17 protein-coding genes are annotated in these 25181 nt (G+C 69.0%); 10 read left to right on the top strand and 7 right to left on the bottom strand.

Annotation, left to right across the window (positions count from 1 at the left end):
• Positions 1-128: 128 nt before the first annotated feature.
• From ACFYML_RS03815 to ACFYML_RS03800, 4 genes are all read right to left on the bottom strand, one after another.
• Positions 129-1133 (bottom strand): ABC transporter substrate-binding protein, encoded by a 1005-nt coding sequence (locus tag ACFYML_RS03815; protein WP_387419141.1) that lies wholly within the window; start codon positions 1131-1133, stop codon positions 129-131.
• A 142-nt stretch (positions 1134-1275) separates the two neighbouring features.
• Positions 1276-1974, bottom strand: coding sequence for an L-ribulose-5-phosphate 4-epimerase (locus tag ACFYML_RS03810; protein WP_387419140.1), 699 nt, complete (start codon positions 1972-1974; stop codon positions 1276-1278).
• Positions 1971-3668, bottom strand: coding sequence for a ribulokinase (araB, locus tag ACFYML_RS03805; protein WP_387419139.1), 1698 nt, complete (start codon positions 3666-3668; stop codon positions 1971-1973). The genes ACFYML_RS03810 and araB overlap by 4 nt, the downstream gene beginning before the upstream one ends.
• Before the next feature lie 393 nt (positions 3669-4061).
• A complete protein-coding gene (locus ACFYML_RS03800; RefSeq protein WP_387419138.1) occupies positions 4062-7097 on the bottom strand; it encodes a beta-L-arabinofuranosidase domain-containing protein in 3036 nt (1011 codons plus the stop codon).
• Positions 7098-7819: 722 nt separating this feature from the next.
• Here ACFYML_RS03800 and ACFYML_RS03795 point away from each other — a divergent pair.
• From ACFYML_RS03795 to ACFYML_RS03785, 3 genes are all read left to right on the top strand, one after another.
• Positions 7820-9010, top strand: coding sequence for a cytochrome P450 (locus ACFYML_RS03795; RefSeq protein WP_387419137.1), 1191 nt, complete (start codon positions 7820-7822; stop codon positions 9008-9010).
• A 300-nt stretch (positions 9011-9310) separates the two neighbouring features.
• Positions 9311-11398, top strand: a complete 2088-nt coding sequence (locus tag ACFYML_RS03790) for an OmpL47-type beta-barrel domain-containing protein (protein ID WP_387419136.1) — start codon at positions 9311-9313, stop codon at positions 11396-11398.
• 302 nt (positions 11399-11700) lie between these two features.
• Positions 11701-13827, top strand: a complete 2127-nt coding sequence (locus ACFYML_RS03785) for a peptidase M6 (protein ID WP_387419135.1) — start codon at positions 11701-11703, stop codon at positions 13825-13827.
• 128 nt (positions 13828-13955) lie between these two features.
• On the opposite strand, the gene ACFYML_RS03780 is transcribed toward ACFYML_RS03785, so the two are convergent.
• Together ACFYML_RS03780 and ACFYML_RS03775 are read right to left on the bottom strand one after the other, a co-directional pair.
• Entirely contained in the window at positions 13956-14516 is a 561-nt protein-coding gene (locus tag ACFYML_RS03780; protein WP_387419134.1) for a TlpA family protein disulfide reductase, read from the bottom strand.
• Positions 14513-14953: a hypothetical protein gene (locus tag ACFYML_RS03775; RefSeq protein WP_387419133.1), complete on the bottom strand. Its 441-nt coding sequence runs from the start codon at positions 14951-14953 to the stop codon at positions 14513-14515. The genes ACFYML_RS03780 and ACFYML_RS03775 overlap by 4 nt, the downstream gene beginning before the upstream one ends.
• A 98-nt stretch (positions 14954-15051) precedes the next feature.
• Here ACFYML_RS03775 and ACFYML_RS03770 point away from each other — a divergent pair, with 98 nt between their 5' ends.
• Positions 15052-16188 carry an RNA-guided endonuclease InsQ/TnpB family protein gene (locus ACFYML_RS03770; protein WP_387419132.1) on the top strand — a complete coding sequence of 379 codons (1137 nt, stop codon included), beginning with the start codon at positions 15052-15054 and terminating at the stop codon, positions 16186-16188.
• Between the two features lie 122 nt (positions 16189-16310).
• Here the strand turns inward: ACFYML_RS03770 and ACFYML_RS03765 are convergent, their stop codons facing one another.
• Positions 16311-16739, bottom strand: coding sequence for a hypothetical protein (locus ACFYML_RS03765; RefSeq protein ID WP_387419131.1), 429 nt, complete (start codon positions 16737-16739; stop codon positions 16311-16313).
• Between the two features lie 405 nt (positions 16740-17144).
• Between ACFYML_RS03765 and ACFYML_RS03760 the strand changes: the two genes are divergently transcribed.
• From ACFYML_RS03760 to ACFYML_RS03735, 6 genes are read left to right on the top strand one after another with little or no spacing between them, the layout of a single operon-like run.
• Positions 17145-18803 (top strand): ABC transporter substrate-binding protein, encoded by a 1659-nt coding sequence (locus ACFYML_RS03760; RefSeq protein WP_387419130.1) that lies wholly within the window; start codon positions 17145-17147, stop codon positions 18801-18803.
• Positions 18804-18810: 7 nt separating this feature from the next.
• The gene (locus ACFYML_RS03755) at positions 18811-19815 is read left to right on the top strand and encodes an ABC transporter permease (protein ID WP_387419129.1); all 1005 of its coding nucleotides are present in this window, start codon (positions 18811-18813) and stop codon (positions 19813-19815) included.
• Positions 19812-20753 (top strand): ABC transporter permease, encoded by a 942-nt coding sequence (locus tag ACFYML_RS03750; protein ID WP_387419128.1) that lies wholly within the window; start codon positions 19812-19814, stop codon positions 20751-20753. The genes ACFYML_RS03755 and ACFYML_RS03750 overlap by 4 nt, the downstream gene beginning before the upstream one ends.
• A gap of 5 nt (positions 20754-20758) precedes the next feature.
• The gene (locus ACFYML_RS03745; protein ID WP_357442942.1) at positions 20759-21781 is read left to right on the top strand and encodes an ABC transporter ATP-binding protein; all 1023 of its coding nucleotides are present in this window, start codon (positions 20759-20761) and stop codon (positions 21779-21781) included.
• Positions 21778-22887 (top strand): ABC transporter ATP-binding protein, encoded by a 1110-nt coding sequence (locus tag ACFYML_RS03740; protein ID WP_387419127.1) that lies wholly within the window; start codon positions 21778-21780, stop codon positions 22885-22887. Before ACFYML_RS03745 ends, ACFYML_RS03740 begins: the two co-directional genes overlap by 4 nt.
• A complete protein-coding gene (locus ACFYML_RS03735) occupies positions 22877-25033 on the top strand; it encodes an alpha-galactosidase (RefSeq protein ID WP_387419126.1) in 2157 nt (718 codons plus the stop codon). The genes ACFYML_RS03740 and ACFYML_RS03735 overlap by 11 nt, the downstream gene beginning before the upstream one ends.
• Positions 25034-25181 lie beyond the last annotated feature (148 nt).

The raw sequence follows: 25181 nt of genomic DNA, 5'->3' as shown, positions 1-25181 counted from the left end.
ACGGCGGTCCCGGCCCGTCGGCTCACGGTGCGGGAGAGTGGTCGGGGCCGGCGGTGTGGTCCACCGCCGGCCCGTTCGGTGCGCCGGCGGGCATCGCGGCGCAGGCGCTGTGCCGGTGCCCCGGCCCGTCAGTACTTGCGGTTCGGCAGGGCCTCCTTGGCCTGCTCCTGGGTGAAGGTGGTCTCCTCGGTCTCGATCCGGGTCGGCACCGTCTCGCCGGCGTGGACCTTCTTCGCCAGGTCCATCAGCTGGGGCCCGAGCAGCGGGCTGCACTCGGCGATGAAGTTGAACTTCCCGCCGGCCAGGGCCTGCATGCCGTCCTTGACCGCGTCGACGGTGATGATGGTGATGTCCTTGCCCGGCACCTTGCCCGCGGCGGTGATCGCTTCCAGCGCGCCCAGGCCCATGTCGTCGTTGTGCGCGAACAGCACGTCGATCTTCGGGTTGGCCTTGAGGAACTGCTCCATGACCTGCTTGCCGCCGGCGCGGGTGAAGTCACCGCTCTGCGACGCGATGATCTTCAGGTTGGGGTTGGCGGCGATCGCCTCCGCAAAGCCCTTCTTGCGGTCGTTGGCGGGTGCCGATCCGGTGGTGCCCTGCAGCTCCACGATGTTCACCGGGCCGGTCGCCGACTTGGTCTGCTCGACCAGCCACTCGCCGGAGAGCCGGCCCTCCTTGACGAAGTCCGAGCCGAGGAAGGTCTTGTAGAGCGACTTGTCGGCCGAGTCGACGGCGCGGTCGGTCAGGATCACCGGGATCCCGGCGTCCTTGGCCTCCTTGAGCACGGTGTCCCAGCCCGACTCCACGACCGGCGAGAAGGCGATGACGTCGACCTTCTGCTGGATGTAGTTGCGGATCGCCTTGATCTGGTTCTCCTGCTTCTGCTGGGCGTCGTCGAACTTCAGCTCGATGCCCGCGGCGCCGGCGGCCTCCTTGATGGAGTTGGTGTTCGCGGTCCGCCAGCCGCTCTCGGCACCGACCTGCGAGAACCCGAGCACGATCTTGCCGTCGGCCTTCTTGCCGCCGTCGCCACCGGTGTCGCTGTTGGAGCAGGCGGTCAGCCCGGTGGCGAGCAGCCCGGCCGCCAGCATGGTGGCGAACCCGCGGCGGCTGATCGAATTGCCGGTGTTCATGTGATGACTCCTTACGGGGTGTGGTGGGGTACCTGGCTGTGCCTGGCCGCGCCGGGCGTGCCGGAAGGCCGGGCCATGGACGATGCGCGCTGTTCAGGTGCGGCGAGTTCAGTCGTGAGATGCCGGCTGGCACCGGCTCGTGCTACCGGTTGGTGGACGCAACCGGGGCCTGCCCGTAGACGTTCTGGTAGCGCTCGTAGAGCGAGTCGATGTCCTCGGCGGCGATGGGCACCGGCTGGCCGAGCGCCCTGGCCAGGTGTGCGGTGCGGGCCACGTCCTCGCACATCACCGCGGCCTTGACCGCCGCCCTCGCGTCCGGGCCGATGGTGAAGACCCCGTGGTTGGCCATCAGCACCGCGGGGGAGCGGTGCCCGGAGAGGGTGGCGACGATGCCCTTGCCGATGTCGTCACCGCCGATGAGGGCGAACGGGCCGACCGGGATCTCACCGCCGAACTCGTCGGCCTGTGCGGTGAGGTGGCAGGGGATGGGCTCGCCCCGGGCGGCCCACGCCGTCGCGTAGCTGCTGTGGGTGTGCACGACGCCACCGACGTCGGGCATCGACCGGTAGACGTAGGCGTGCGCGGCGGTGTCGCTCGACGGCGAGAGGTCACCCTCCACGACGATCCCGTCGAGGTCACAGACGACCATGTTGTCGGGCCGCAGGTCGTCGTAGGACACCCCGCTCGGTTTGATCACCATCAGGTTCCGTCCCGGCACCCTCGCCGAGACGTTGCCGGCCGTCCAGGCCACCAGGCCGTACCGGACGAGCTCGGCGTGCAGGGCGGCGACCGTCTCGCACAGCTGTGCCACCTCGGCACCTGTGCTGAACTGCATGCTCATGCCATCACCTTCGCGGGGAGCGGGGCCTCGTCGGCCCGCGCGTGGTTGACCGCCGACCGGGCGGCGTTACGGATGGCGCGTAGGCGCAGCAGCACGTCGTCGCCGCCGCGGCCGAAGTGATCGTGTAGCCGCCGGTACTCGGCGTACAGCGCGTCGTAGGCACGGGCCCGTTCGGGATCGGGCAGGTAGGCGTCGCGGTCGACCCGGCCCATCGCCGTGGCGGCCGCGAACACGTCGGGGTAGGCGCCCGCCGCGACCGCCGCGTGGATCGCCGAGCCCAGCGCCGGGCCCTGGGCCGAGCCGATGATGCCCAGCGGCCGGTTGGTGACATCGGCGTAGATCTGCATCAGCAGCGGGTTGCTGGTCAGTCCACCGGCGACGATCAACTCGTTCACCGGCACCCGCGCATCGGCGAACGCCTCGATGATCATGCGGGTCCCGTACGCGGTGGATTCCAGCAGCGCGCGGTAGATGTCGGCCGGCCGGGTGGCCAGGGTCAGCCCGACGATCACTCCGCTCAGGTCGTGGTTGACCAGCAGCGACCGGTTGCCGTTCCACCAGTCCAGCGCCACCAGCCCGTGGGCGCCCACGGGCTGGGCAGCCGCCTGTTCGGTCAGCAGCTCGTGGGAGGCGAACCCGTCGGGCGCGGCGTGTTCGACGTACCAGCCGAAGATGTCGCCGACCCCGCTCTGGCCGGCTTCGTACCCCCAGAGGCCGGCGCTGATGCCCCCGTCGACCACGCCGCACATGCCAGCCACCTCGGCCAACTCTGTGCCGTTGACGACGTGGCAGGTGGAGGTGCCCATGATGGCGACCAGCCGGCCCGGTTCGAGGGCCTGCGCGGCGGCGGCGGTGACATGGGCGTCCACGTTGCCGACCGCCACGGCGATGCCCGCGGGTAGGCCGGTCCACGCCGCGGCCTGGGCGGTCAGTCCGCCGGCGCGCGCACCCAGGGCGGCCAGCGGGCCGTCTATCTTCTCGACGAAGTCGGCGAACCCCGGGTTCAGCGCGGTCAGGTAGTCCCGGGACGGATAGCGGCCGTCCTGGCGGATGCCCTTGTACCCGGCGGTGCACACGTTGCGGGTTTCGGCGCCGCACAACTGCCAGACGATCCAGTCGGTGGCCTCGATCCACCGCTCGGCCCGGCCGTAGATCTCGGGGTCTTCCTCCAGCAGTTGCAGGGCCTTGGCGTACTGCCACTCGGCGGAGATCTTGCCGCCGTAGCGGCCGATCCAGGCCTCGCCGCGCTCGTGGGCCAGGGCGTTGATGCGGTCGGCCTGCTGCTGGGCGGCGTGGTGCTTCCACAGCTTCACGTAGGCGTGCGGGCGGGTACGCAGGTCGGGCAGCTCGCACAGCGGGGTGCCGTCGGCCAGGGTGGGCAGCACGGTGCAGGCCGTGAAGTCGATGCCGATACCGATGACCTGCTGCGCGGCGACACCGCTCGCGGCGAGTGCGGCGGGCACGGCGTGTCGCAGCACGTCCCGGTAGTCGTCGGGGTCCTGCAGGGCCCAGTCGGCCGGCAGCGGCTGCCCGTCGGCGGCCAGCACGGAGTCCATGACACCGCTCCGGTAGGCGTGGACCGCGGTGCCCAGTTCGGCGCCGTCGCGTACCCGTACCACCAGTGCCCGCCCGGACAACGTGCCGAAGTCGACGCCGACGACGACCTGGTCGTCGGGCCTAGCCGAAGCAGTCATGACATCCTCCCCGTTCACCTTCTCGCCACAGTGTTAGCGCTCACATTGGATCCGTCAAGAGCTCTCCGGAAACCTGCTCGCAACGCTGTTCCCGCGCCTGGCGGCCTTCGGACCCCAATCGGGTGCGTGCCCGCTGGACCCGCATGGGATTGCCGCCCTGTGCACGCTCACATTCACGGTGGTGGCACGCCGTGTCGTCCGCCGCCTCCGTGGCGCCGGCCCTTCCGCCAGGAGCCGGCCGATGCGTGGTTCGGCGGACCAGCCCGGCAGCGACACGCGTTTCCTGCTCAGCTGGCTGTCGGCGCACCCATCGGAAACAGCCGCGGCCCGGTCGGCTCAACTCGGCCGGGCCGCGGCCGTTCACTCGCTGGGGCGGACCGCCCCCGGCGTCACCTACGGGGCGAGTTCGTTCTTCGCGTGGGCCGCGCTCGAGACGACGAGGTCCTTCTCCGCCTCGGTGAAGATGCCGGCCGCGAGGAACGCGTCGGCGGTACGGGCGACCGCCGACTGGAAGCCGCCGTGGTTGGTGAAGGGCGCCTGGTCCCACACCAGGTCGAGGAACGTCAGGCCGTCGGTGCCCGGTGAGGGGATGCCCGTCACCGGAACGTCGTAGTTCGGCAGGCCGTCGTTGCGCTTGTAGTTGGGCACACCGGTGTCGATGGACCCGAACACGATCGTCGGCTCGACCCGGCGGAAGTACGACGAGGCGGCCTGCGAGTCGCTGATGTAGTACGGCCGCAGGGTGAAGCCGTGGGTGGTGAAGAGCATGTCACCCGCCGCGGTGGTGCTCGCGTGGGTGATGGCCGAGCGAGCGTAGTCACCGTCCCGCTTCAGGTGGCGGTAGAGGGACAGCTCGCGGTAGTTGCCACCGCCCGGGTTGCCGAGGATCTGCATGACGAGGGGACCCCAGAAGATGGCCTGGGTGTCGGGGCGGTCCAGCGCCCGCTCGATCCGGATGCTGAACGGCATCCTGATCTCGATGGTGTCGCCCGGCTGCCAGGTCCGGCTCAGCGTGACGTAGGTCCCCGGCTTGGCGTTGACCTGGGCGTCGGCTCCGTTGATCGTGACGAAGAAGCCCCGCTGCACCCAGCCCGGTACCCGCAGCTTGATGTCGAGCTGGCCGCTGCCGTCGACGACCAGCTTCGTCCGGTCGTCGCGGGGGTAGCTCGTCTCCTGGGTGATGGTGAAGCCCTTCTCGGCCCAGGTCAGCGTGGACGGTACGAACAGGTTGACCCACAGCGTGCTGCCGTCGGCCGACTTGAAGTAGATCGTCTCCTGGTACTTGGTGTGGTTCTCCACTCCCGTCCCGCCGCAGCAGGTGCCGGTGTTGCCGTAGCTGCGGCTGGTGCCCGGGGTCAACGGCTGGAAGTAGGTGACCTGCGGGTTGCTGACGCTCGTGCTGTCGGCGCGCGAGCCGACGATCATGTTGAGCAGGCCCCGCTCGTAGTAGTCCAGGTACGCCGGGTCGTGCTCGTGCAGGAACAGGTTACGGGCCAGCTTGATCATGTTGTAGGTGGTGCAGGTCTCCGCACCGCCCTGGGCGATCGCGTTCGCGATGTTGTCCCGGTTCTGGAACATCTCGATGTTGTTGTTGGAACCGGGGTAGTTGCCGCCCGTCCCGCCGTGGGCGAACATGCGGTGCGGGACGACCATGCCGAAGAAGTTCTTCGCGGCCTGGAAGTACTCCCGGTCGCCGCTGTGCTCGTAGACCCGCAGGTACCCGACGAACTGCGGCACGTGCGAGTTGGCGTGCAGCCGGTCCGGGCGGCGCCGGCCGGGCCGGTTCTGCGGCGTCACCACGAGGATGTCCCGGTTCTCGACGCAGGCGTCGAACAACGACTCGCGGTTGTCGAAGAACTTGGCGGTCTCCAGGTGCTTCCCGTCGCCGGTGAGCGCGTAGATCTCGGGGAAGACCTCGCCTGCCCCGCCCGTCTCGCCGGCGATGTAGAGGTCCCACATGTAGTTCAGGTTGTCCCGTGTGATGGGGCCCGTGTAGTTGGGGTGGTTCTTGTCCCCGACGGTCAGCGCGAGGTGCGCCCAGTTCGCCATCTTGACGACGACGTCGCGCGCCTGCTCGTTGTCGGTGTGGTAGTAGGCGTCGAGCAGGCCGCGCATGATCTTGTGCTGGGTGTACCAGGGAGCCCAGGTGTTGGTGTTCGCGTTGCCGCCGTAGACGGCCCAGCGCGGCGGCCCGAGCCGGAGCACCGCGTCCTCCGGGATCGCGCCGAGGTAGCCGGGGTGGGTCGGGGTCCACAGGGTGCTCCCACCGTCCTGGGCCGGCACGACGCCGGCGTCGCGGCCGTTGGGCGAGGCGTCCTTGAGGGTGGTGCCGCCGTCCTCGTCGAACCGGTACCAGGCGATGGTCCCACCGTTGGTGCTCCCGGCCGGCGAGTCGAGCAGCGACTGGACCTCCTGCTGGCTCAGGGCGCGGTCGAAGACGTGGAACTCGTCGATGGTCGCGTCGAGGAACGGGTCGCCGTACTGCGATCGCCCGATCCACCGGTTCCCGGGGTTTCCGAGGTTGGCCGGGCTGAGGGTCATGTTCGTGTTCTGGCCGGCCTGCTGACCGTTCACGTACAGCGTGCCGGTGTTCTGCGACAGCGTGACGGCCAGGTGCACCCACTGGTTGGTCGGCAGCGCCGCGTTGCCGTTGATCTGCTGTTCCTGTCCCGAACCGCCGACCGTGATGGCGAATCTCGGCGCGTTGCCGGTGACGCCGGCGCGTGGGGTGAGGAACATGTTGACCGTGGTGTTCTGACCGAAGTCGAACAGCCGGCTCCAGTTCTGGGTGGAGGCGAGGTTCACCCAGGTGGCGATGGTGAAGCTGGTGAGTTGACTGATGGCTTCCTGGGGAAGGGTGACGTGCTGCGCCTTGCTCGGTCCATTCAGGCGCAGCCCGTTGCCGAAGCGGCCGGCCACCCGGCCGATCTGCGGTTGCTGCGGATCCCCGCCGCCGGGGCCGCCGGTGCCCATCCGCGCGGTGATCGCTGCCTGGCACGCCGCGAGCTCGTTGACCATCCAGTCGAGCTTGCTCTTGAAGATCGGCTCGCCCTGGTCGGCGTAGCTCTGCGCGAGAGCCGTCATGAAGTGGCCGGCCCAGTGGCCGCTGAGCAGGCCGCCGTCCTCCCAGCCGCCGGGGACCGAGACGCCCGCCGGGTTCGGCCGACCGGCCTGGTTGTTGAACAGGACGAGGAAGCGCCGCTCGTCGAACTGGCGAAGGTAGTTCTTCGTGCGGTCGCGCTTCTCCTGCAACAGGCCGTTGCCCAGCTTCACCTCCCGCAGTTGGAAGGGCCTGACCGGCGCGGTCCCGCCGGGACCGAGATCCGGTGGGGTCGAGCCGAGCGCGGTCGGGCCGGTTGCCGGCTCGGTGGTTGTCGCCGCCGCGGCTGCGGTCGCCGGGAGAACGCTGGCGCCGGCTACCGCAGCCACACCGATGGCTGATGCCTGAAGAATCTGACGTCGATTGACGGCGGGCTTGTTGGATTGAGTCACTGAGGATCGTCCTTCCACGTGGGTGTGGGCTGACCGCGCGGCCAGGCTCCTGCTCGCTGTATCTGGATCGAGAACCGCTGGATGGAATCGCCCCGGCCAGGTGGACGCTGCTCCTCTCGTACCGACCGTGACCAGCAGGGACCGGGCACGCCGTCGGCGCCCCCGTCCACAGGCGGGGATGACCGGCGTTCGGCCGGCGACGGGTGCGTCCGTCGGGCGCCACGGCATGCGACCGCGCCGGCAGGCGTACGGAGCGGTCCGCTGTCCGTGAGGTGCGCGGTCCAGTGCGTGCCGGTTGCCCTCAGGCCGGGACGAGGCTCATCGTCAGGTCTGACCTAATTCATCGATCGTCCTCCATTGCGCCGGACCGCGGGAGTCGGTCTCCGTGGCCGCCACGAAAGGGGGCTGGGGCATCGGCTACGGAGCCCCTGATGACAGGCAGTGTGAGCGCTAACTCGCGGCGTCGTCAATCCCTACGTACCAGTAAACCCAACGATTGACACCTGCCGGAAACCTATCTATGTTAGCGCTCAACTTGGGTTGCCCCGGCGCCGGCAGCCGTGCCGCAGCGGGGCTCACGACGTGGCGGCCAGGTGGGCGCCGGCGGGGTGCGCAGGGCGACGGCAGCGCACAGTGGACTTCCTGCTCGAGGAGGCAGCGTGGCCGCCGAGTTCGGCATCTCGGAGCTGTGGGATCCGGCGGTTCGCCGTGACCCGCACCGGTTCTACGACCGGGTGCGCGACAGTGGTGGGCCGGTGCTGCAGGTCGATCCCGCGGGCAACCGCTTCTGGGTGATCGCCGGACATGCCGACGTGCTGGCGGGGCTGCGTCACCCGGCGATCGGACACGAGGTTCAACGGCTGTGCCCCGGCATGCAGCAGTCGGCCCCACGACAACTGTCGGAGGCGGCGAGAATCGAGGCTCGCCAGCTCATCAACCTCGACCCGCCCGACCACACCCGCCTACGGGGGCTGGTCAGCGGCGGCTTCACGGCGCGAGCGGTGGCCCGGTTGGAGCCCTGGATCACCGACCTCGCGGATCGGCTGGTCGCGCGGGCACGCGAGCGGGGACGCATCGACGGGGTGAGCGACCTCGCTGACCCGGTGCCGGTCAACGTCATCGCGGAGCTGGTCGGCATTCCCGAGCCGGACCGACCACGGTTTCGGGCCTGGTCGGCCGCGATCGTGTCGGCCAGCATCGACGGCCCGGCGGCGACGGCCGAATTCGCGGCCTACCTCGACGAGCTGGCGGCCCAGCGCCGGGCGGCTCCGGCCGACGACCTGATGTCGCAGCTGGTGGCCTTGGCGGAGCGGGGTGAACCACTCGACCGCGATGAGCTGGTGGCGCTGGTGCAGCTGCTGCTCGTCGCCGGCCAGGAGACCACGGTCGACCTGATCGTCAACGGCATTCGTCTCCTGCTCACCCACCCCGAACAGTGGCAGGCGCTGCGAGACGATCCGTCGCTGGCGGCGGCGGTGGTCGAGGAGACCCTCAGGTACCGGGGTCCGGTCGAGATCGTGCCACCGCGATTCGCCCTCCAGGACCTGGAGATAGCCGGTGGGCGGATCCCCGCGTTGGATCGGGTGGGGATGTCGTTGTGGGGAGCCAACCGTGACCCCGCGGTGTTCGACCGGCCGCACGTGTTCGACATCCACCGACCCGACGTTCGCAAGCACATCGCCTTCGGGTACGGGATCCACTTCTGTCTCGGCGCTCACCTGGCCCGGCTGGAGAGCCGAATCATGTTCGAACGGATCGCGCAACAGCTTCCCGGCCTCCGCCTCGCGGTCGATCCTGCCGACCTCGACGGTTTCCGTCTTCATCAGGACGGCCTGCCGCTGCAGGTTTGACGGGGGGCGTTCAATCTGGCCGGACGCCAGATTCGATGGGGCAACGGCACTGCCCCGACAGCCGACACCAATATGCGTGCCAAGCGGTGGTCGCACCATGCCATGAATCGTTTGCGAGGCAGCGGAGAACCGGTTTGTTGCGACATCGGTTCGATCCACAGTCAAGAACACGCGACTATTGTAGATAGTTATCGCAGTGAATGAGGAAATACAGTTCTGAGCAAGATTCCTGTCGCGGTGGCGGCCGTCATGTGGCGGGCACCACGCAGGTCTGCTGCGTCCAGAAACGGAGGAGCCGCTATGGTCAGGCGTTTCTCGGCCGCCATCGCGCTCGGTGCACTCGTCGTGCCCGGCGCCTTGGCCGTCGAGCCAGCGTACGCGAACGAGTCGGTAGCAGGGCGGGTCGACCTCGCCGTCGGGCTGTCCGACCACATCAATTTGGCCGGAACGGGGTTGGTGCCGGCGGTCGTGCGGAGCACCCCGACTTTCGACGCCACCGCCGTGGACGCCGGAAGTGTCCGGCTCGGTGCGTCCGGGGTCAGTGGTGCATCGCCCGCGAAATGGGCGGACGGTGCGGTGATGGCGACGAAAAGAGATGCCGACGGCGACGGCCGTACGGATCTCGTGCTGCATTTCGACAAGGCGGACCTCGCCAGTTCCGGCGGGCTCGGCCCGGACAGTACTGAATTGAACTTGTCCGGTCGAATGTCCGACGGTCGCGAGATCACCGGGTCCGACCAGGTCGACACCGAAGTCGCATTCGAGATCAAGTTTGCCGAGTCGCTGGCGATCCGCGGTGCGAACGCCGGCCTGCACAGCGCGCGCGGCCAGAGCCTGGGGCGGGTCGAGAGCGTGCTCGACCGGCATGGCCAGGTCCGGGACCTCGTGCCCATGGTGCAGAGTGTCTCGTCCGCGGAGCTGACCGAACTGGCCGGTGAGGCGGAGGAGCGCACCGGCGGGGAGGTGCCCGACATGTCGTCGTGGTACCGCCTCACCATGCCGTCCGGGGTGGACGCCGAGGCCGTCATGGCCGAGCTCACGGCGCTGCCGGAGGTCGCGCACGTCTATCCGGTACCGGAGCCGGTGCCACCGCCGTCGACCACGCCGGACTTCACCGGCCGGCAGGGATACCTCCGCCCGGCGCCGACCGGGATCGACGCCGACTTCAGCCGGCGAGACCCGCGACTGCGTGGCGCGGGGATCAAGGTCGCCGACCTTGAGTACGACTGGAATCCGTTCCACGAGGATCTGCAGTTGGACTGGTCGAGCGACCTGGGCGGCGACGCCTTCCCGCGCTACACGGGCTTCGCCGACGAGCACGGCACGGCCGTTTTCGGCATCATGGCCGGCCGTGACAACGAGTACGGGGTGACCGGTGGGGTTCCCGACGCCCAGTTCTACGGCATTTCGCCGAACGAGCGGCTGCCCTCCGGGCGCACCTCGTGGAACCCCGGGCCGGCGCTGGTCTACCTGGCCGCCAACGGCGGCCTGCGACCCGGCGATGTCGTGCTGCTGGAGCAGCAGACCTCCAGCCCACTCGGCGGCACCCGGTACGCGCCGCTGGAATGGATCCCGGCGGTGTTCGACGCGATCAAGCTGCTGACCGGGCTGGGCGTCACCGTGGTCTCGACCGGCGGTAACGGCAACACCAACTCCGACGACCCGATGTACACCCGCAACGGCATCCGCTGGTTCGACCCGGCCGTGCAGCACTCCGGCTCGATCATGGTCGGCGCGGGTAGCAGCACCGACCACGAGCGGCTCAGCTTCTCCAACTACGGCACCCGGTTCGACCTGCAGGGCTGGGGGCAGAACATCACCACCACGGGGAGCAACGGAAACCTGCAGGGTGGCACGAACCCCGCCGACCTCAACGTCCGCTACACGCAGTCGTTCGGGGGCACGTCGGGCGCCGGGCCGATCGTGACGAACGCCGTCGTGGCCATCCAGTCGTACCTCAAGGCGACCGGCCAGGCGCCCTGGACCGCCCAGCAGATCGTCGAGGTCCTGAGGGCCACCGGCACGCCGCAGGGTGCGAACACGGCCGGTCAGCAGGTCGGGCCGCTGCCCAACCTGGAGGCCGCCCTCAAGACGATCGAGGTCGACGCGCCGGTTTCGGCCATCGCCCTGAGCCATCACGCCAACAGCGACGTGGACCCGGTGGCCAACCCGCTGGTGACCCTGAACGCCGACGACGGTTGGGGCGTCGGTGTCGCTCGCGTCGAGTACCGCATCGACGGCGGGCCGTGGACGGAGTACCAGGCGCCGTTCCGGGTGAAGGGACCGGGCCAACGCACGATCGAGTACCGGGCAACCGACAACAAGGGCAACGTCGAGAAAGCCAACACGCTGACCTTCAACAACCCGCAGGTGCCAGTGTACCAGTAGTCACCCTTCGGGCCCACCTCGGTCAGCTCGCCGAGGTGGGCCCGGCTGCTGACAGGTCCATCGCGCGTTGCCCGCCGGCCATTTTGGACGCGATTCGAGGGTCTGGGGGAGTTAAGTTCTTGACCACCTCGTCCTGCTGCGGTGTGATAGTGCAATAGCACTCTGCTGGTTCGCTCGGGCCCTACTCCGTCCACAGGTCGTCGGGCCCGGCTCTCGGGTGCCCGACCGGGTTGTACCTCCGGCGCAATGATCCGAAGTTCTCCCGGATGTCACGCACGAGCGTCACACAGAAAGGGGACGTTGTGACAGCACAGCTCATCCCAAGACGAACGCCCTGGCGGCGGAAGTGGCGGCACCTGGTTGCCGCGGCGGGTGCCGTCGCCCTCCTGCTTGCCGCCCCGATCCAGCCCGGGTACGCCGCACCCACCGCGGACGGTTCGGGCAAGCTCCAGCCCGTCGACCCGCAGAACTGGAAAAACCAGTACGACATGACCTGGGCGGACTGGAAGGACATCCCGAACACGAAGTGGAACGACCCAAACGTCAAGCCGTCCGTGCGGGGACTGAAGATCGCCCTGGTCGCGGTCGACTTCCCCGACCAACCCTTCGTGATCACCCAGCCCAAGAAGAGTGACCTGTTCGGCAACCCGCAGATCGACCCGATCAGCCGCGATGAGGTCCCCGAGTTCTACCGCCAGTACTACATGGAGCCCAACGAGCTCAACCACGGGCGCACCATCCACGAGTACTGGATGGAGCAGAGCCGTGGTCAGTTCGGGGTCGCCCAGCTGGATGCGTTCGGCCCCTACAAGATGCCGCGCAACCTCTTCGAGTACGGGCTGAACGAGTTCAACCAGCAGCCCGCCTGCCCGAAGGGCTACACGTGTAACGGCAACCTCAACAACGACGCGGCCAACGCGTGGCGGACGGCGCGCGGCTGCACGGGCAACTGCGGGTACGACGTGATCCTGCGCGTCTACGCCGGCTACGACGAGACCAGCATCTGGCAGGAATTCGGCGAGATGATGTTCCAGAACAAGGAGGACATCCCCGACGAGTGGGGCCCGCCGGCCGAGTTCAACAAGGACGGCAGCCTCCCGAACTGGGCGCCGACCCGCTACGTCGAGTGGACGTCGTGGAAGGCGGCGGCCCAGCAGTGGGGCCAGTCGTCGATCCGCCAGGGGGAGAGCTCCGGCACGATCACCCACGAGATGGGCCACTTCTTCTTCAGCATCGGGGACAACAACAACAACCCGTTCTCCCACCGGGAGAACCCTCCGTCGCCCTTCCACCGGGTCGGCTCGGCGCCGTGGGACATGATGGACCGGGGTTCGTTCAACGGTCCCGGGGGCCACCACATGCGCTGGGTGGTACCGCCGAACCAGGGCGGCTGGAGCCCGGCCGGTCTGATGCTGCGGAACAAGATAGCGATGAACATCGTGCTGGCGGACAATGTGCTCCGGGTCAGCCGGCAGGCACTGGCGGACTCCGGCGTCGTCGTCGCCAAGGTGACCGCGCGGGCGGTCGATCCGGGGGCGCAGGGTGTCTCGGGCATCCGGGTCGCCCTGGACGGTCCGGGGCGCCCTGACCGCACCCCCGACTGCAGCATCAACACGGATCCGTTCTGCCACGGCAACACCGGCTGGGACGACTACACCGTCGAGGTCGTGGACCGGATGGGCTTCGACTCGTTCACCCCGGACAACGGCGTCCTGATCGCGAAGAACAAGACCCGCGAGGGCAACACCTGCGGCTACAACTGCTTCGACTGGGTGATCGACGCCAACCCGCAGGACATCGAGATGGTCGACTACTACTCGCCGGACGGCACCCCGGTGATGGCCACCATCGCCGACCACCGGCAGCTCAACGATGCCCTGTTCCACGCGGGGACCGACTCCGGTTCCAAGTACGAGTACGTCGACCAGGCCAACCGGCTGCACATCTACGTGCTGGACGTCCAGCGCGACGCCGATGGCATTCTGTCGTACACGGTGGCCATCCGGTCGCTGGACGGATCCGGGCCGAACGCCCGGGGCGTGGCGTTGGGGCAGCCGGTGAAGCAGGGTGTCGAGCCGTCGCGGACGGCGCAGTGCACGTTCCCGCTGAGCAACACCGGCGCGGCGGGCGTCACGGCGGGCCACCCGCGCGACGTGACGAAGTTCGTCGGCTCCGACGTCTACCGTCTCTCGGCGGACTCCGCGGGCGCCGGCTGGACGACCTGGATGCCGTACGAGGTCGTCGCGGCGGACGCGGGCGGCACGGTCGAGGTGCCGGTCTACGCCTCCCGGACGGCGGGATCGGCCAACCAGGCTACGGTCACCCTCACGGCGACCTCGGAGAGCGACCCGAGCAAGTCGACGAGCGTGACCTGCCAGGTGCACGTCAAGGACACCACTCCCGGCGCCGGCCAGGGCGAGGGACGATGATCCGCAGGTAGCTCGCCAGACGCGACCGGCGGCAGTCCGAACGGGCTGCCGCCGGTGGTGTTTCCGGGACCGTGGCGCGTGCGTCGGAACCGCCAGGGAGGCCTCGGCACCGAGTCTGCGGGGACGGGCTACCTGGCCACGAGGTCTTTGATCTGCGCGCCCAGCGTGTCGGTGCCGCCGGGCCAGCCGCGCAGCAGCTTGCCCCCCTTGCTCACCAGCGCGACCAGCGGCGGCTCCTCCACCCGGTACGTCCGCCAGACCTGTCCGGTCCGATCGATCCCCACCGGATGTTTGACCTTGTTGTCGCGGACGTACTGGCTCATGCGCTCGACGGTCGAGTCGGTGCCCACGCCGACGAAGAGGACCACGTCCCGGTACTCCTCGGCGAGCCGGTTGATCTCCTTCTGCTGGTCGGCGCAGAGCGTGCACCAGGGTTCGAGGAAGACCAGGACGACCGGCCGGCGGTCCCACTGTTCGGCCATGTTCAGGACCGTGCCGTCGAGCAGCTCCAGGGTGAATCCGGGTGCCCGCGGGGCGTTCGTCGGCGGGGCGACGAAGGTGACGCCCTTGGGTACCGGGCCCGGGAGGGCCGCCGGCGGGGGCTGGTCGGCCTGGTCGGCCGAGCCGGTGCAGCCGGCGAGGGCCATGGCGAGGACGAGCAAGGCCGGAAGACAACTGCGGGACCTCATGAAACCACCACCTCGCCCGCGATGTCCGCGGCGTCGCTCTTCTTGATGGGTACGCCCGGGCGATCCTCCAGGACCAGGACGTGTCCCTCGACTTGTTCCTTCACCTCGACCTTGAGCAGCATCACGCAGAGCGTCGGCTCGCGTTTGACCTTGCTGAAGTCGACGTCCATCGCCTTCTCGGAGGTTCCCGTGGGGAGCGTGCCCCGCGCGACCTCGCGGCCGTTGCCGTCCTTGATGACGAACGGCGCCTCGGCGTGGGCGAAGCGGTAGGGCCCGGCCCCGGCGCAACTGGTGCCGGGCGGGCGCAGGTTCCAGTCGGGCACGGTCAGGCGGATGACCTGGGTCTGGACGGGCGCGGCGGGCGGGTCGGAGCAGCCGCTGGCGAATGTTGCGGTCAGTATGGCGGTGCCGAGCAGGAGCGCTCGTGGTGGGTTCATCGGATTTGCGGCGTGGAAGCCCGGCCGTTCAGGGCCGGGAGGAAACGCCGCTTCCTCCCTTCGGATGAATGTCTTACGTGGACGGTAAAATGTGAGGCGTGGGTGAGGTGGTGAAGCGGGCGTACAAGTACCGCTTTTATCCGTCTCCTGAACAGGCCGAACAGTTGAACCGGACGTTCGGGTGCGTGCGTCTGGTCTACAACCGGGCGCTTGAGGCGCGCACCCGCGCCTGGGCGGTCGACCGCCAGCGCACCAACTATGTGCATTCGTCGGCGTGGCTGACCGAGTGGAAACGCACCGATGACCTGGCGTTCCTGAACGAGGTCAGTTCGGTGCCGTTGCAGCAGACGTTGCGGCATCTTCAGGCTGGGTTTGTGGCGTTCTGGGACAAGCGGGCCCGGTATCCGAGGTTCAAGTCCAAGCGCAAGTCGCGGGCGTCGGCGGAGTTCACCCGCTCCGCGTTTCGCTGGCGTGACGGTCGGCTCACTCTGGCCAAGATGAACACCCCGCTGGACATTGTGTGGTCGCGGCCCCTGTCGGAAGGGGTGGAACCGTCGACGGTCACCGTGTCCCGGGACGCTGCCGGCCGCTGGTTCGTGTCCCTGCTGGTGGAGGACCCGGCCGTGGCGCCGCTGCCGCCCGTCGCGGTCGAGGTTGGTGTGGACGCGGGCATCAGCAGCCTGCTCACCCTGTCCCACCCGGTCCCCGGAATCAGCGACGAGCAGGGCAAGGTGGCCAACCCGCGTTACGGGCAGGCCGACCGGCGCAAGCTTGCCAAGGCGCAGCGGAACCTGGCCCGCAAACAGGACGGGTCCGCGAACCGGGCCAAGGCCCGGCTCAGAGTGGCCCGCATCCATGCTCGTATCGCTGACCGGCGGCGGGACCATCTGCACAAGGTGACCACTCGACTCGTCCGTGAGACTCAAACGGTCGCGATCGAAGACCTCAGCGTGCGTAACATGCTCCGCAACCACCGTCTGGCCCGTGTCATCTCCGACGCGGCTTGGGGTCAGTTCCGCAGTATGTTGGAGTACAAGGCCACCTGGTACGGGCGTGAGGTGATCCCCGTCGACCGGTGGCTGCCGTCGTCCAAGACCTGCTCCGGGTGCGGACGGATCAACACCACCCTCGAACTCAATGTCCGCGTCTGGACGTGCCCGGGTTGCGGGGTCGAGCATGATCGGGACATCAACGCTGCTAAGAACATCCTCGCCGCCGGGCTGGCGGAGAGGTAAAACGCCTGCGGAGCTGATGTAAGACCCCAAGGGAAGATCCTCCCGGAAAGGCAGTCGGCGATGAAACAGGAAACCTCACGGGCGACCGTGAGAATCCCGGCACCTTCAGGGCCGGGAGGATGTCAACATGTCCCATTGGCCGGTGAAGGTTCGCTGCGTGGGTACCGCGAACGCGCCGTTGTAGTTGTCGCCGATGCCGAGCAGGTGGCTGAATTCGGATTGCCGAAGACCGTCGAGCCCGGGGCCTGGCTGATCTGGAACGGCATGTTGGGGTAGTCGAGGACGACGAGTGCGGCCTTCCACCTCTTTACCGAGGGCTGGCGGGCGGGATCGCTCCAGTCCGTCCCGGGCACGGGGACGAAGTCGTCCCAGGTGAGGTCGTACTGGTTGTCCCAGTTCTGCGGGTCGAGCGGAACGATGGCCGGCGCGCCGGCTGCTGCCGGTGGTGGCGTGGCGCCGGCGGTCTGCGGCGCGACAAGGGTGCCGGCAGTGAGTGCGGCCAGGACGATCGTCGTCCAGCGCCGTCGGGTTGGTCGTGGTCTCCAGGACACGGCGGTCCTCCCTGCGGTGGCTCGGGTGGGTCCCGGCGCACCAGCGTTGGCGGCCGGGGTCGCTGATGGACGGGAGTGGTCGCACGGGGGGCTGGTCGCTTGTGGCGATCGACGGGGGTGTGTGACCCCGGACTTCGGGGTCACGATTGAGAAACGAGGTTGCAATTGTACATTGCACCAGCCGTGTTCGGTGGCTAGTCTCCGTGGCAAAGCTCAGCCCCAGAAGGTGCTCCGCACCCTCGACATGTTTGCGGTGACCACCCGTCCGCCACGCCTCACGCCCGCCGGGACCTCGGGGTCCCGCGTCGGGCGACAACCGTCCCGGCACGAGCGCTCTCTGCTGTTCCACAGGGGAGGTCCGCGCATGCCCAGCGGCCCGCGCGACGGACAGCCAAGGAGGAGATAATGCGTGTGTACGGCAAGGTCGGGCGGATAGTCGCCCTGTCGGCCAGCGTGGGGCTGCTCGCCGCAGTCACCGCGTGCAGTGGGGCCAAATCGACCGGGGACGGGGATCGCAAGACCTTCGTCTTCGGCGCTTCCGAGGACCCCAAGACCCTGGACGCGGCGTACGTGTCCGACGGCGAGTCCTTCCGCGTCATCTTCCAGGTCTACGAGACGCTGGTGGCTCTGAAGCCGGGCACGACCGAGGTCGTCCCGTCGCTGGCCACCGACTGGAAGGTCAGCGACGACGGGTTGAGCTACACCTTCAACCTGGCCAAGGGCGTCACGTTCCACGATGGTGAGCCGTTCAACGCCAAGGCGGTCTGTTACAACTTCGACCGCTGGTACCACTTCAAGGGCGCCCAGCAGAACGGCGACATCTCGTACTACTGGCAGACGATCTTCGGCGGCTTCGCCACCCAGGACAACGAAGCCGCGCCGAAGACCAGCCGCTACGGCTCCTGCGAGGCCACCGAGGACTCGGTGGCGACGCTGCGCCTGAAGGAACCGTCCTCGGCACTGCTGTCCGGCCTGGTGCTGCCGGCCTTCTCCATCGCCAGCCCGAAGGCGATCGAGCAGGGCGGGACCGACCTCGCCGTCAGCGGTGACTCGATCGCCTACACCGGCGGCTTCGGCACCAAGGTGGTCGCCGGTACCGGGCCGTTCAAGTTTGTGAGCTGGGACCGTGGCGAGCGGCTGGTCCTGGCGGCCAACGAGAACTACCGCGAGGGCAAGCCCCCGCTGGACGAGATCATCTTCCGGCCGATCGCCGACGCTACCGCGCGGATGCAGGCGCTGCAGGCTGGCGAGATCGACGCCTACGAGGGCGTCGCGGCGGCCGACATCCAGGCGGTCAAGGACGTCGGCCAGGTGGTCGAGCGTCCGGCCTTCAATGTCGGGTACATCGGCATGAGCCAGAAGGTGCCGCTGCTGAAAAACCACAAGATCCGCGAGGCGATCGCGCACGCCGTGAACCGGCAGGGCCTGCTGTCCGCGGCGTACCCCGAGGGCGCCGAGGTGGCCAACCAGTTCCTGCCGCCGTCGCAGTGGGGCTACAACAAGAGCATCAAGGGCTACGAGTACAACCCGGACAAGGCCAAGCAGCTCATCGCCGAGTCGGGGGAGAAGGACCTGAAGCTGGAGTTCTGGTACCCGGCCAACGTGTCGCGTCCGTACATGCCGAACCCGCAGGCGGTCTACGAGTCCTTCGCCGCGGACCTGGAGAAGGTCGGCTTCACGATCGTCCCGAAGACGGTCCCGTGGACGCCGGACTACCTGCAGAACATCCAGGCGGACGGGAAGGGGCAGCTCTTCCTGCTCGGTTGGAGCGGCGACTACGCCGACCCGGACAACTTCGTGGGCACCTTCTTCCGCGAGACCACCCCGCAGTTCAACCTGACCGAGCCCAACATCCAGGGGCTGCTCAAGAAGGCCCTGACGGAGACCGACCAGGCCGCTCGCCAGAAGCTGTACGAGGAGGCCAACCAGCTCATCTTCGACTACATCCCCGGCGTGCCGTTCGTGCACAACCGGCCGCTGCTGGCCCTAGGCAAGAACGTGACCGGCTACCAGCCGTCACCGGTGAGCCTCGAGTACTTCAAGCTCGTGAAGATCGAAGGCTGATGATCTCGTGCTTCGCTTTGTCGTTCGACGGCTGCTTCAGCTGATCCCGATCCTGCTGGGGTTGTCGATCCTGCTGTTCGCCTGGGTCCGCGCGCTCCCGGGTGGGCCTGCCGAGGCCCTGCTCGGGGAGAAGGCGACACCGGCGGCCATCGAACAGATCGAGGCGCAGCTCGGCCTGGACCGCCCGCTCTGGGAACAGTACCTCCAGTTCCTCGGGCGGGCGGTCCGGCTGGACTTCGGCGCGTCCCTACAGACCGGGCGGCCGGTCATCGAGGAGATGGCACGCCGATTCCCGGCCACGATCGAGCTCGCCGTCGCCGCGCTCGTCATCGCCGTCGCGGTGGGCATTCCGCTGGGCTATATGGCCGCTCGCCGGTACGGGACCTGGCTGGACAACGTGCTGGTCTCGGGTTCGCTGCTCGGGGTGACCGTCCCGATCTTCTTCCTGGCGTACCTGCTCAAGCTCGTCTTCGCCGTCCAGCTCGGCTGGCTGCCGACGGCGGGCCGGGCGGATCCACGCGCCAGCGCTGATCATCCCACCGGCTTCTACGTCCTCGACGGCATCCTCACCGGCAACCTGCCGGCGAGCGGGGATGCCCTGATCCACCTGATCCTGCCAGCGATCGCGTTGGCCTCGATACCGCTCGCCGTGATCGTCCGGATGACCCGCGCCTCGGTGGTCAATGTCCTGCACGAGGACTACGTGCGCACCGCCGAGGCGAAGGGCCTGCTGCCCGGCACGGTGACCCGCCGGCACGTCCTGCGGAACTCGATGCTGCCGGTGACCACCGTCATCGGCCTGCAGATGGGCGTCCTGCTCGCCGGAGCCGTCCTCACCGAGACGGTGTTCGCCTTCTCCGGCGTCGGGAAGTTCATGGCCGACGGCATCGTCGCACGCGATTTCCCGACCATTCAGGGTTTCATCTTGGTGATTGCCGTGAGTTACGTACTCATCAACATGATCGTCGATCTTGTTTACGGACTGCTCGATCCGCGGGTGAGGGTGTCGTGAGCGTCGCGGAGCAAGCTCGCCCCGGGGATCTGGCCGGGCCGGCGGGCGTGGGCGCGGTGGCCGGCGAGCCGACCCCGGCGCGTGGCCTGCGCGGTGAGACCCTGCGCCGGCTGGTGCGAAATCCGATGGCGATGGTCGGGTTCGCGCTGATCCTGGTGTTCGTCGCGGTCGCCGTCTTCGCGCCGTGGATCGCGCCGTACTCGCCGAAGGACAACTCGTGGCTGTCCCAGGTCCGGCCCGGCGCATACCCCGGGCCCTCGGCCGAGCACTGGCTGGGCATCGACCCGCTGGGCCGGGACGTCTTCTCCCGGCTCGTCCACGGGGCTCGGCAGTCGCTGCTGATCGGCGTGGTGTCACTGGCGATCGGCGCCACCGTCGGGGTGTTCCTGGGGCTGCTCGCGGGCGCCTTCGGCGGCTGGGTCGACGTGCTGGTCATGCGGCTGGTCGACATCATGCTCTCCGTACCGGGCCTGCTCTTCGCCATCGCGGTCGCCGCGCTGCTCGGGCAGAGCCTGACCTCGGTGATGATCGCCATCGCGGTGGTCAACGTGCCGATCTTCGCGCGGCTGCTGCGCGGTGAGATGCTCGGGCAACGGGCCGCCGACTACGTGCTGGCGGCGCGCTCACTCGGTATCTCCCGGGCCGGCATCGTCTTCCGTCACGTGCTGCCGAACTCGTTCACCCCGGTGATCGTCCAGGGCACCCTGACCCTCGCGTTGGCCATCGTCGAGGCAGCGGGCCTGGCCTTCCTCGGTCTGTCCGGCAGCGATCCGTCGGCGCCGGAATGGGGACGCATGTTGACCGACGCCCAGGTCGCGCTGACCTCCGCCCCGCAACTGGCGCTGTACCCGGGGCTGGCGATCGTATTCGCCGCGCTCGGCTTCACTCTCGTCGGCGAGTCGCTGCGCGAAGCACTCGACCCCAAGCTACGGCGGTGAACAGGATGAGCTTCCTGCGCGTACGGGACCTCACGGTCACCTTCACCCGGCCCGGTCATCCGCCGGTGCGGGCCGTCGACGGCGTGACCTTCGACGTCGAGGCGGGGCAGTCGGTGGGGATCGTCGGCGAGTCCGGCTCCGGCAAGTCGGTCACGTCACTGGCCATCATGCGGTTGCTGCCGGCGCGGAACGTGCGGGTGACCGGCAGCATCATGCTCGGTGACCAGGACCTGCTGTCCCTGTCCGCCCGGCAGATGCGCGACGTCCGGGGCCGGGACGTGGCCATGATCTTCCAGGACCCGATGACGTCGCTCAACCCGGTGGTCACCGTGGGGCGGCAACTCGTCGAGGTGATCGTCCGGCACGGTGACAGGTCGGCCGCCGAGGCCAGAGAAGATGCCCAGGCCCTGTTCGACCGGGTCGGCATCCCGGACCCGGCTCGCCGGCTTCGGGAGTACCCACACCAACTGTCCGGCGGGATGCGGCAGCGGGTCATGATCGCTATGGCGATCGCCTGCCGACCCCGGCTGCTCATCGCCGACGAGCCCACCACGGCGCTCGACGTGACCATCCAGGCGCAGATCCTTGACCTGCTGCGCGACCTCGTCGAGGAGAGCGGCTCGGCGCTGGTGATGATCACGCATGACCTGGGGGTCGTGGCCGGACTGTGCGAGCGGGTGCACGTGATGTACTCCGGTCGGATCGTGGAATCCGCCCCGGCCGGCGGCCTGTTCGGGCAGCCCGCCCACCCGTACACCGACGGTCTGCTGCGCTCGATACCCCGGATGGACGGCGAGCGGGGCGGCCTGTTGCACACCATCCGCGGCTCGGTGCGGGACGTCGTGCCGTGGGATCGCGGTTGCGCGTTCCAACCCCGCTGCGACCACGCCGTCGACGCGTGTCTGGGCGCGGCACCGCCGGTGCAGGAGCTCAGCCTCTTCCCGCCGCGCGAGGTCCGCTGTCCACGCCCGCTGCAGCCGGCGGCACACCCCGCCGCTGCGGGACGCCACGAGGGGGGCGCCGAATGAGCCTGCTTCAGGTACGCGATCTCAAGGTCCACTTTCCGATCCGCGGCGGAACACTTTTCCGCCGCCAGCACGGCTCCGTGAAGGCCGTGGACGGCGTGGACCTGGACGTAGCGGCCGGGACCACGTTCGGCCTGGTGGGAGAGTCCGGCTGCGGCAAGTCCACACTCGCACGCGCCGTCACCCGGCTCATCGAACCGACCAGCGGCACCGTCACCCTCGACGGCGAGGACCTCCTCGGGCTCAGCGAACGGCGGCTGCGCTCGTCACGGCGGAACTTCCAGCTGGTCTTCCAGGATCCGATGGCCAGTCTGGACCCTCGGCAGAGCGTGGAGTCACTGCTCACCGAGCCGCTGCGCGCCCACAAGATCCCAGGCGGATCGGCGGAACACGCGCGGCGCATCCGGCACCTGCTGGACGTGGTGGGACTGCCGGCGACCGCACTCAACCGCTACCCGCACGAGTTCTCCGGCGGTCAGCGCCAGCGGATCGGGATCGCCCGGGCCCTGGTGCTGAACCCCAAGCTGGTCGTCGCCGACGAGCCGGTGTCCGCGCTGGACGTATCCGTCCAGGCACAGGTGATCAACCTGCTCAAGCAACTGCAGGAGACGTTTTCGCTGACCTATCTGGTCATCGCCCACGACCTCGCCGTGGTCAGGCACATCAGTGACACGGTGGCGGTGATGTACCTGGGATCGATCATCGAGCAGGCGCCGTCCGAGGCGCTCTACCGGAAGCCGACGCACCCCTACACCAAGGCCCTCATGGGCGCGGTTCCGGTGCCGGACCCAGCGGTCGAAGTCGCCCGCAACCGGATCCTGCTGCGGGGCGACCTGCCGTCGCCGGCCAATCCGCCCGCCGGATGCCGATTTCACACCCGCTGCCCGTGGCGCCAGCCCACTCGCTGCGCCGACGAGCGGCCGGCCCTGCACACGGTCGCGCCGGGGCATCAGGTTGCCTGCCACTACGCGAAGGAGATCGAGGCCGGCCGGATCCAGCCGGCGGCGACCGCCACGCCGAGGTCCGGGGCGGCGGCACCGAGACAGCCGCAGCCCGCTGCAGCGCGAACCGCGGAGCTCCTGACTGGCCGGCAGTCCCATGGGCGGTGACCTCAAGCCGGAGGTCGTGCACCTGCGCGGCGGCGCCGTCAGCATCGTCATCGACGCCAGCGGACCGGGGCTGCCGGTGCTGCGGTACTGGGGTCCGGAGCTGAGCGAGGCGGACGCGCGCAGCGTCGGTCTCGGTTTCGGCGAGGCACTGCCGGTGAACTCGCCCGACCCGGTGGTGCCGCTGGCGATGCTGCCCGAGGCGGCCACCGGACACATGGGTCGCCCCGGTCTGCGCGGGCACCGCACGGGAACATGCTGGTCGTCGGCCTTCGCACTGACCGACGTCGCGGTCACCGCCGGTACGAGCCGGTTCACCGCAGTCGATCACCGCGCCGACCTGGAGCTCGTGACCGAGGTGGAGCTGGGGCCGTCGGGGTTGGTGCGGGTGCGTCACGAGCTGACCAACCGCGGCGCCACGGCGTACGTGTTGGAGGGGCTGGAGGTTGCCCTTCCGGTGCCGCCGCACGCCGACGAGCTGCTCGACTTCACCGGCCGGTGGGCACGCGAACGCCACCCGCAGCGTCGGGCGTTCGACCGGGGCGCGTGGGTTCGGGAGAGCCGACACGGCCGTACCGGCCATGACGCGACCATCGGCCTGGTGGCCGGCACCCGAGGCTTCGGGTTCCGCAGCGGCGAGGTGTGGGGGATCCATGTCGCGTGGAGCGGCAACCATCTCACCTACGCACAGCGTCTGCCCGACGGCCGGTCCACGCTCGGCGGCGGTGAGTTGCTGCTCAGCGGCGAGGTGATCCTGGCCGCGGGGGAGGCGTACCGGTCACCCTGGATCTACGCCGCCTACAGCCCCGCCGGTCTCGACGGCCTGAGCGCGGTGTTTCATCGGTGGCTACGGTCGCGGCCGCAGCACCCGGTGCCGGACCGGCCGCGGCCGGTAGTGCTGAACACGTGGGAGGCCGTCTACTTCGATCATGACCACGCCCGGCTGCGTGCGCTGGCGGAGGCGGCCGCCGACGTCGGCGTGGAACGGTTCGTCCTCGACGACGGCTGGTTCGCCGGGCGCCGGCACAGCAGCGCCGGCCTGGGGGACTGGTTCGTCGATCCGGACGTCTGGCCCGACGGCCTGGGGCCGTTGATCGACCACGTCGAGGCGTTGGGCATGGAGTTCGGGCTGTGGGTCGAACCGGAGATGATCAACCCGGACTCCGACCTGTTCCGGTCGCACCCGGACTGGGTCCTCGGCCCGGCGCCGGGCGTGCTGCCGGTCACGATCCGCCGACAGCAGGTCCTCAACCTGGCGCATCCGGCGGCGTACCGGTACATCCTCGACCGGCTCGACAGCTTGTTGCGGGACCACAACATCAGGTATCTCAAATGGGATCACAACCGTGACCTGGTCGACGCCGGCCAGGACGGCCTGGCGTCGGTACACGACCAGACGCTCGCCGTGTATCGGTTGCTCGCCGAGTTGCGCCGGCGACACCCCGGGGTGGAGATAGAGAGTTGCTCCTCGGGCGGGGCACGGATCGACCTGCAGATGCTGGAGTACACCGACCGGGTGTGGGCGAGCGACTGCAACGACGCGCTGGAGCGCCAGGCGATCCAGCGTTGGACGGGGCTGTTCCTGCCCCCGGAACTGATCGGTTCGCACGTCGGGCCGTCGCGTTCACACACCACCTCGCGTACCCACGACCTGTCCTTCCGCCTGGCGACCGCGATCTTCGGCCATCTCGGCCTGGAATGGGACGTCTCCACCGCCACCGACGAGGAGCGACGGCAGTTGCGCCGGGCGATCGCCACCTATCGAGGGCTCCGCCCGCTGCTGCACGGGGGAGCCGTCGTCCGCGTCGACCACCCGGACCCGTCGGCCTGGGTGCACGGGGTGGTGTCGGCGGACCGCTCGGCCGCGGTGTTCGCCTACGTACAGCTGGCCACGTCCGTGGACGCCGTGCCCGCCCCCTGGCGGATGCCGGGCCTTGATCCGGACCGCTCGTACCGGGTCACCCTCCTCGATCAGATCGGACCGCCCGCCACGGCTGGCCGATCCGACCCTGCCTGGTTCGAATCGGGTTCGGTCGACGTGGGCGGTCGGGTGCTCGGGGTGCTGGGGCTGCCGCCACCACTGCTGGCACCCGAGCAGGCCGTGCTGGTACGGCTCGACGCCGTCGGGGAGCCGCACCGCCAACGGTGAGGTGCCGGCGCGACGTTTGGGCCAGGCGTACGCGAACCGGCGCCATGGTCGTGGGCGTCCGGCGCGCGTGGTCGTCCACCACCCGGCCGAACGCCCGTGTCGTCGAGCGCCTGGTCGGCCAGGACGCGTCGCTGCTGATCGGACAGCA

The sequence above is a fragment of the Micromonospora sp. NPDC007230 genome (assembly GCF_042869115.1).
Lineage (GTDB): Bacteria > Actinomycetota > Actinomycetes > Mycobacteriales > Micromonosporaceae > Micromonospora.
The sequence above is the reverse complement of the archived record's forward strand: the minus strand, read 5'-3'. Positions and strand labels throughout refer to the sequence as shown.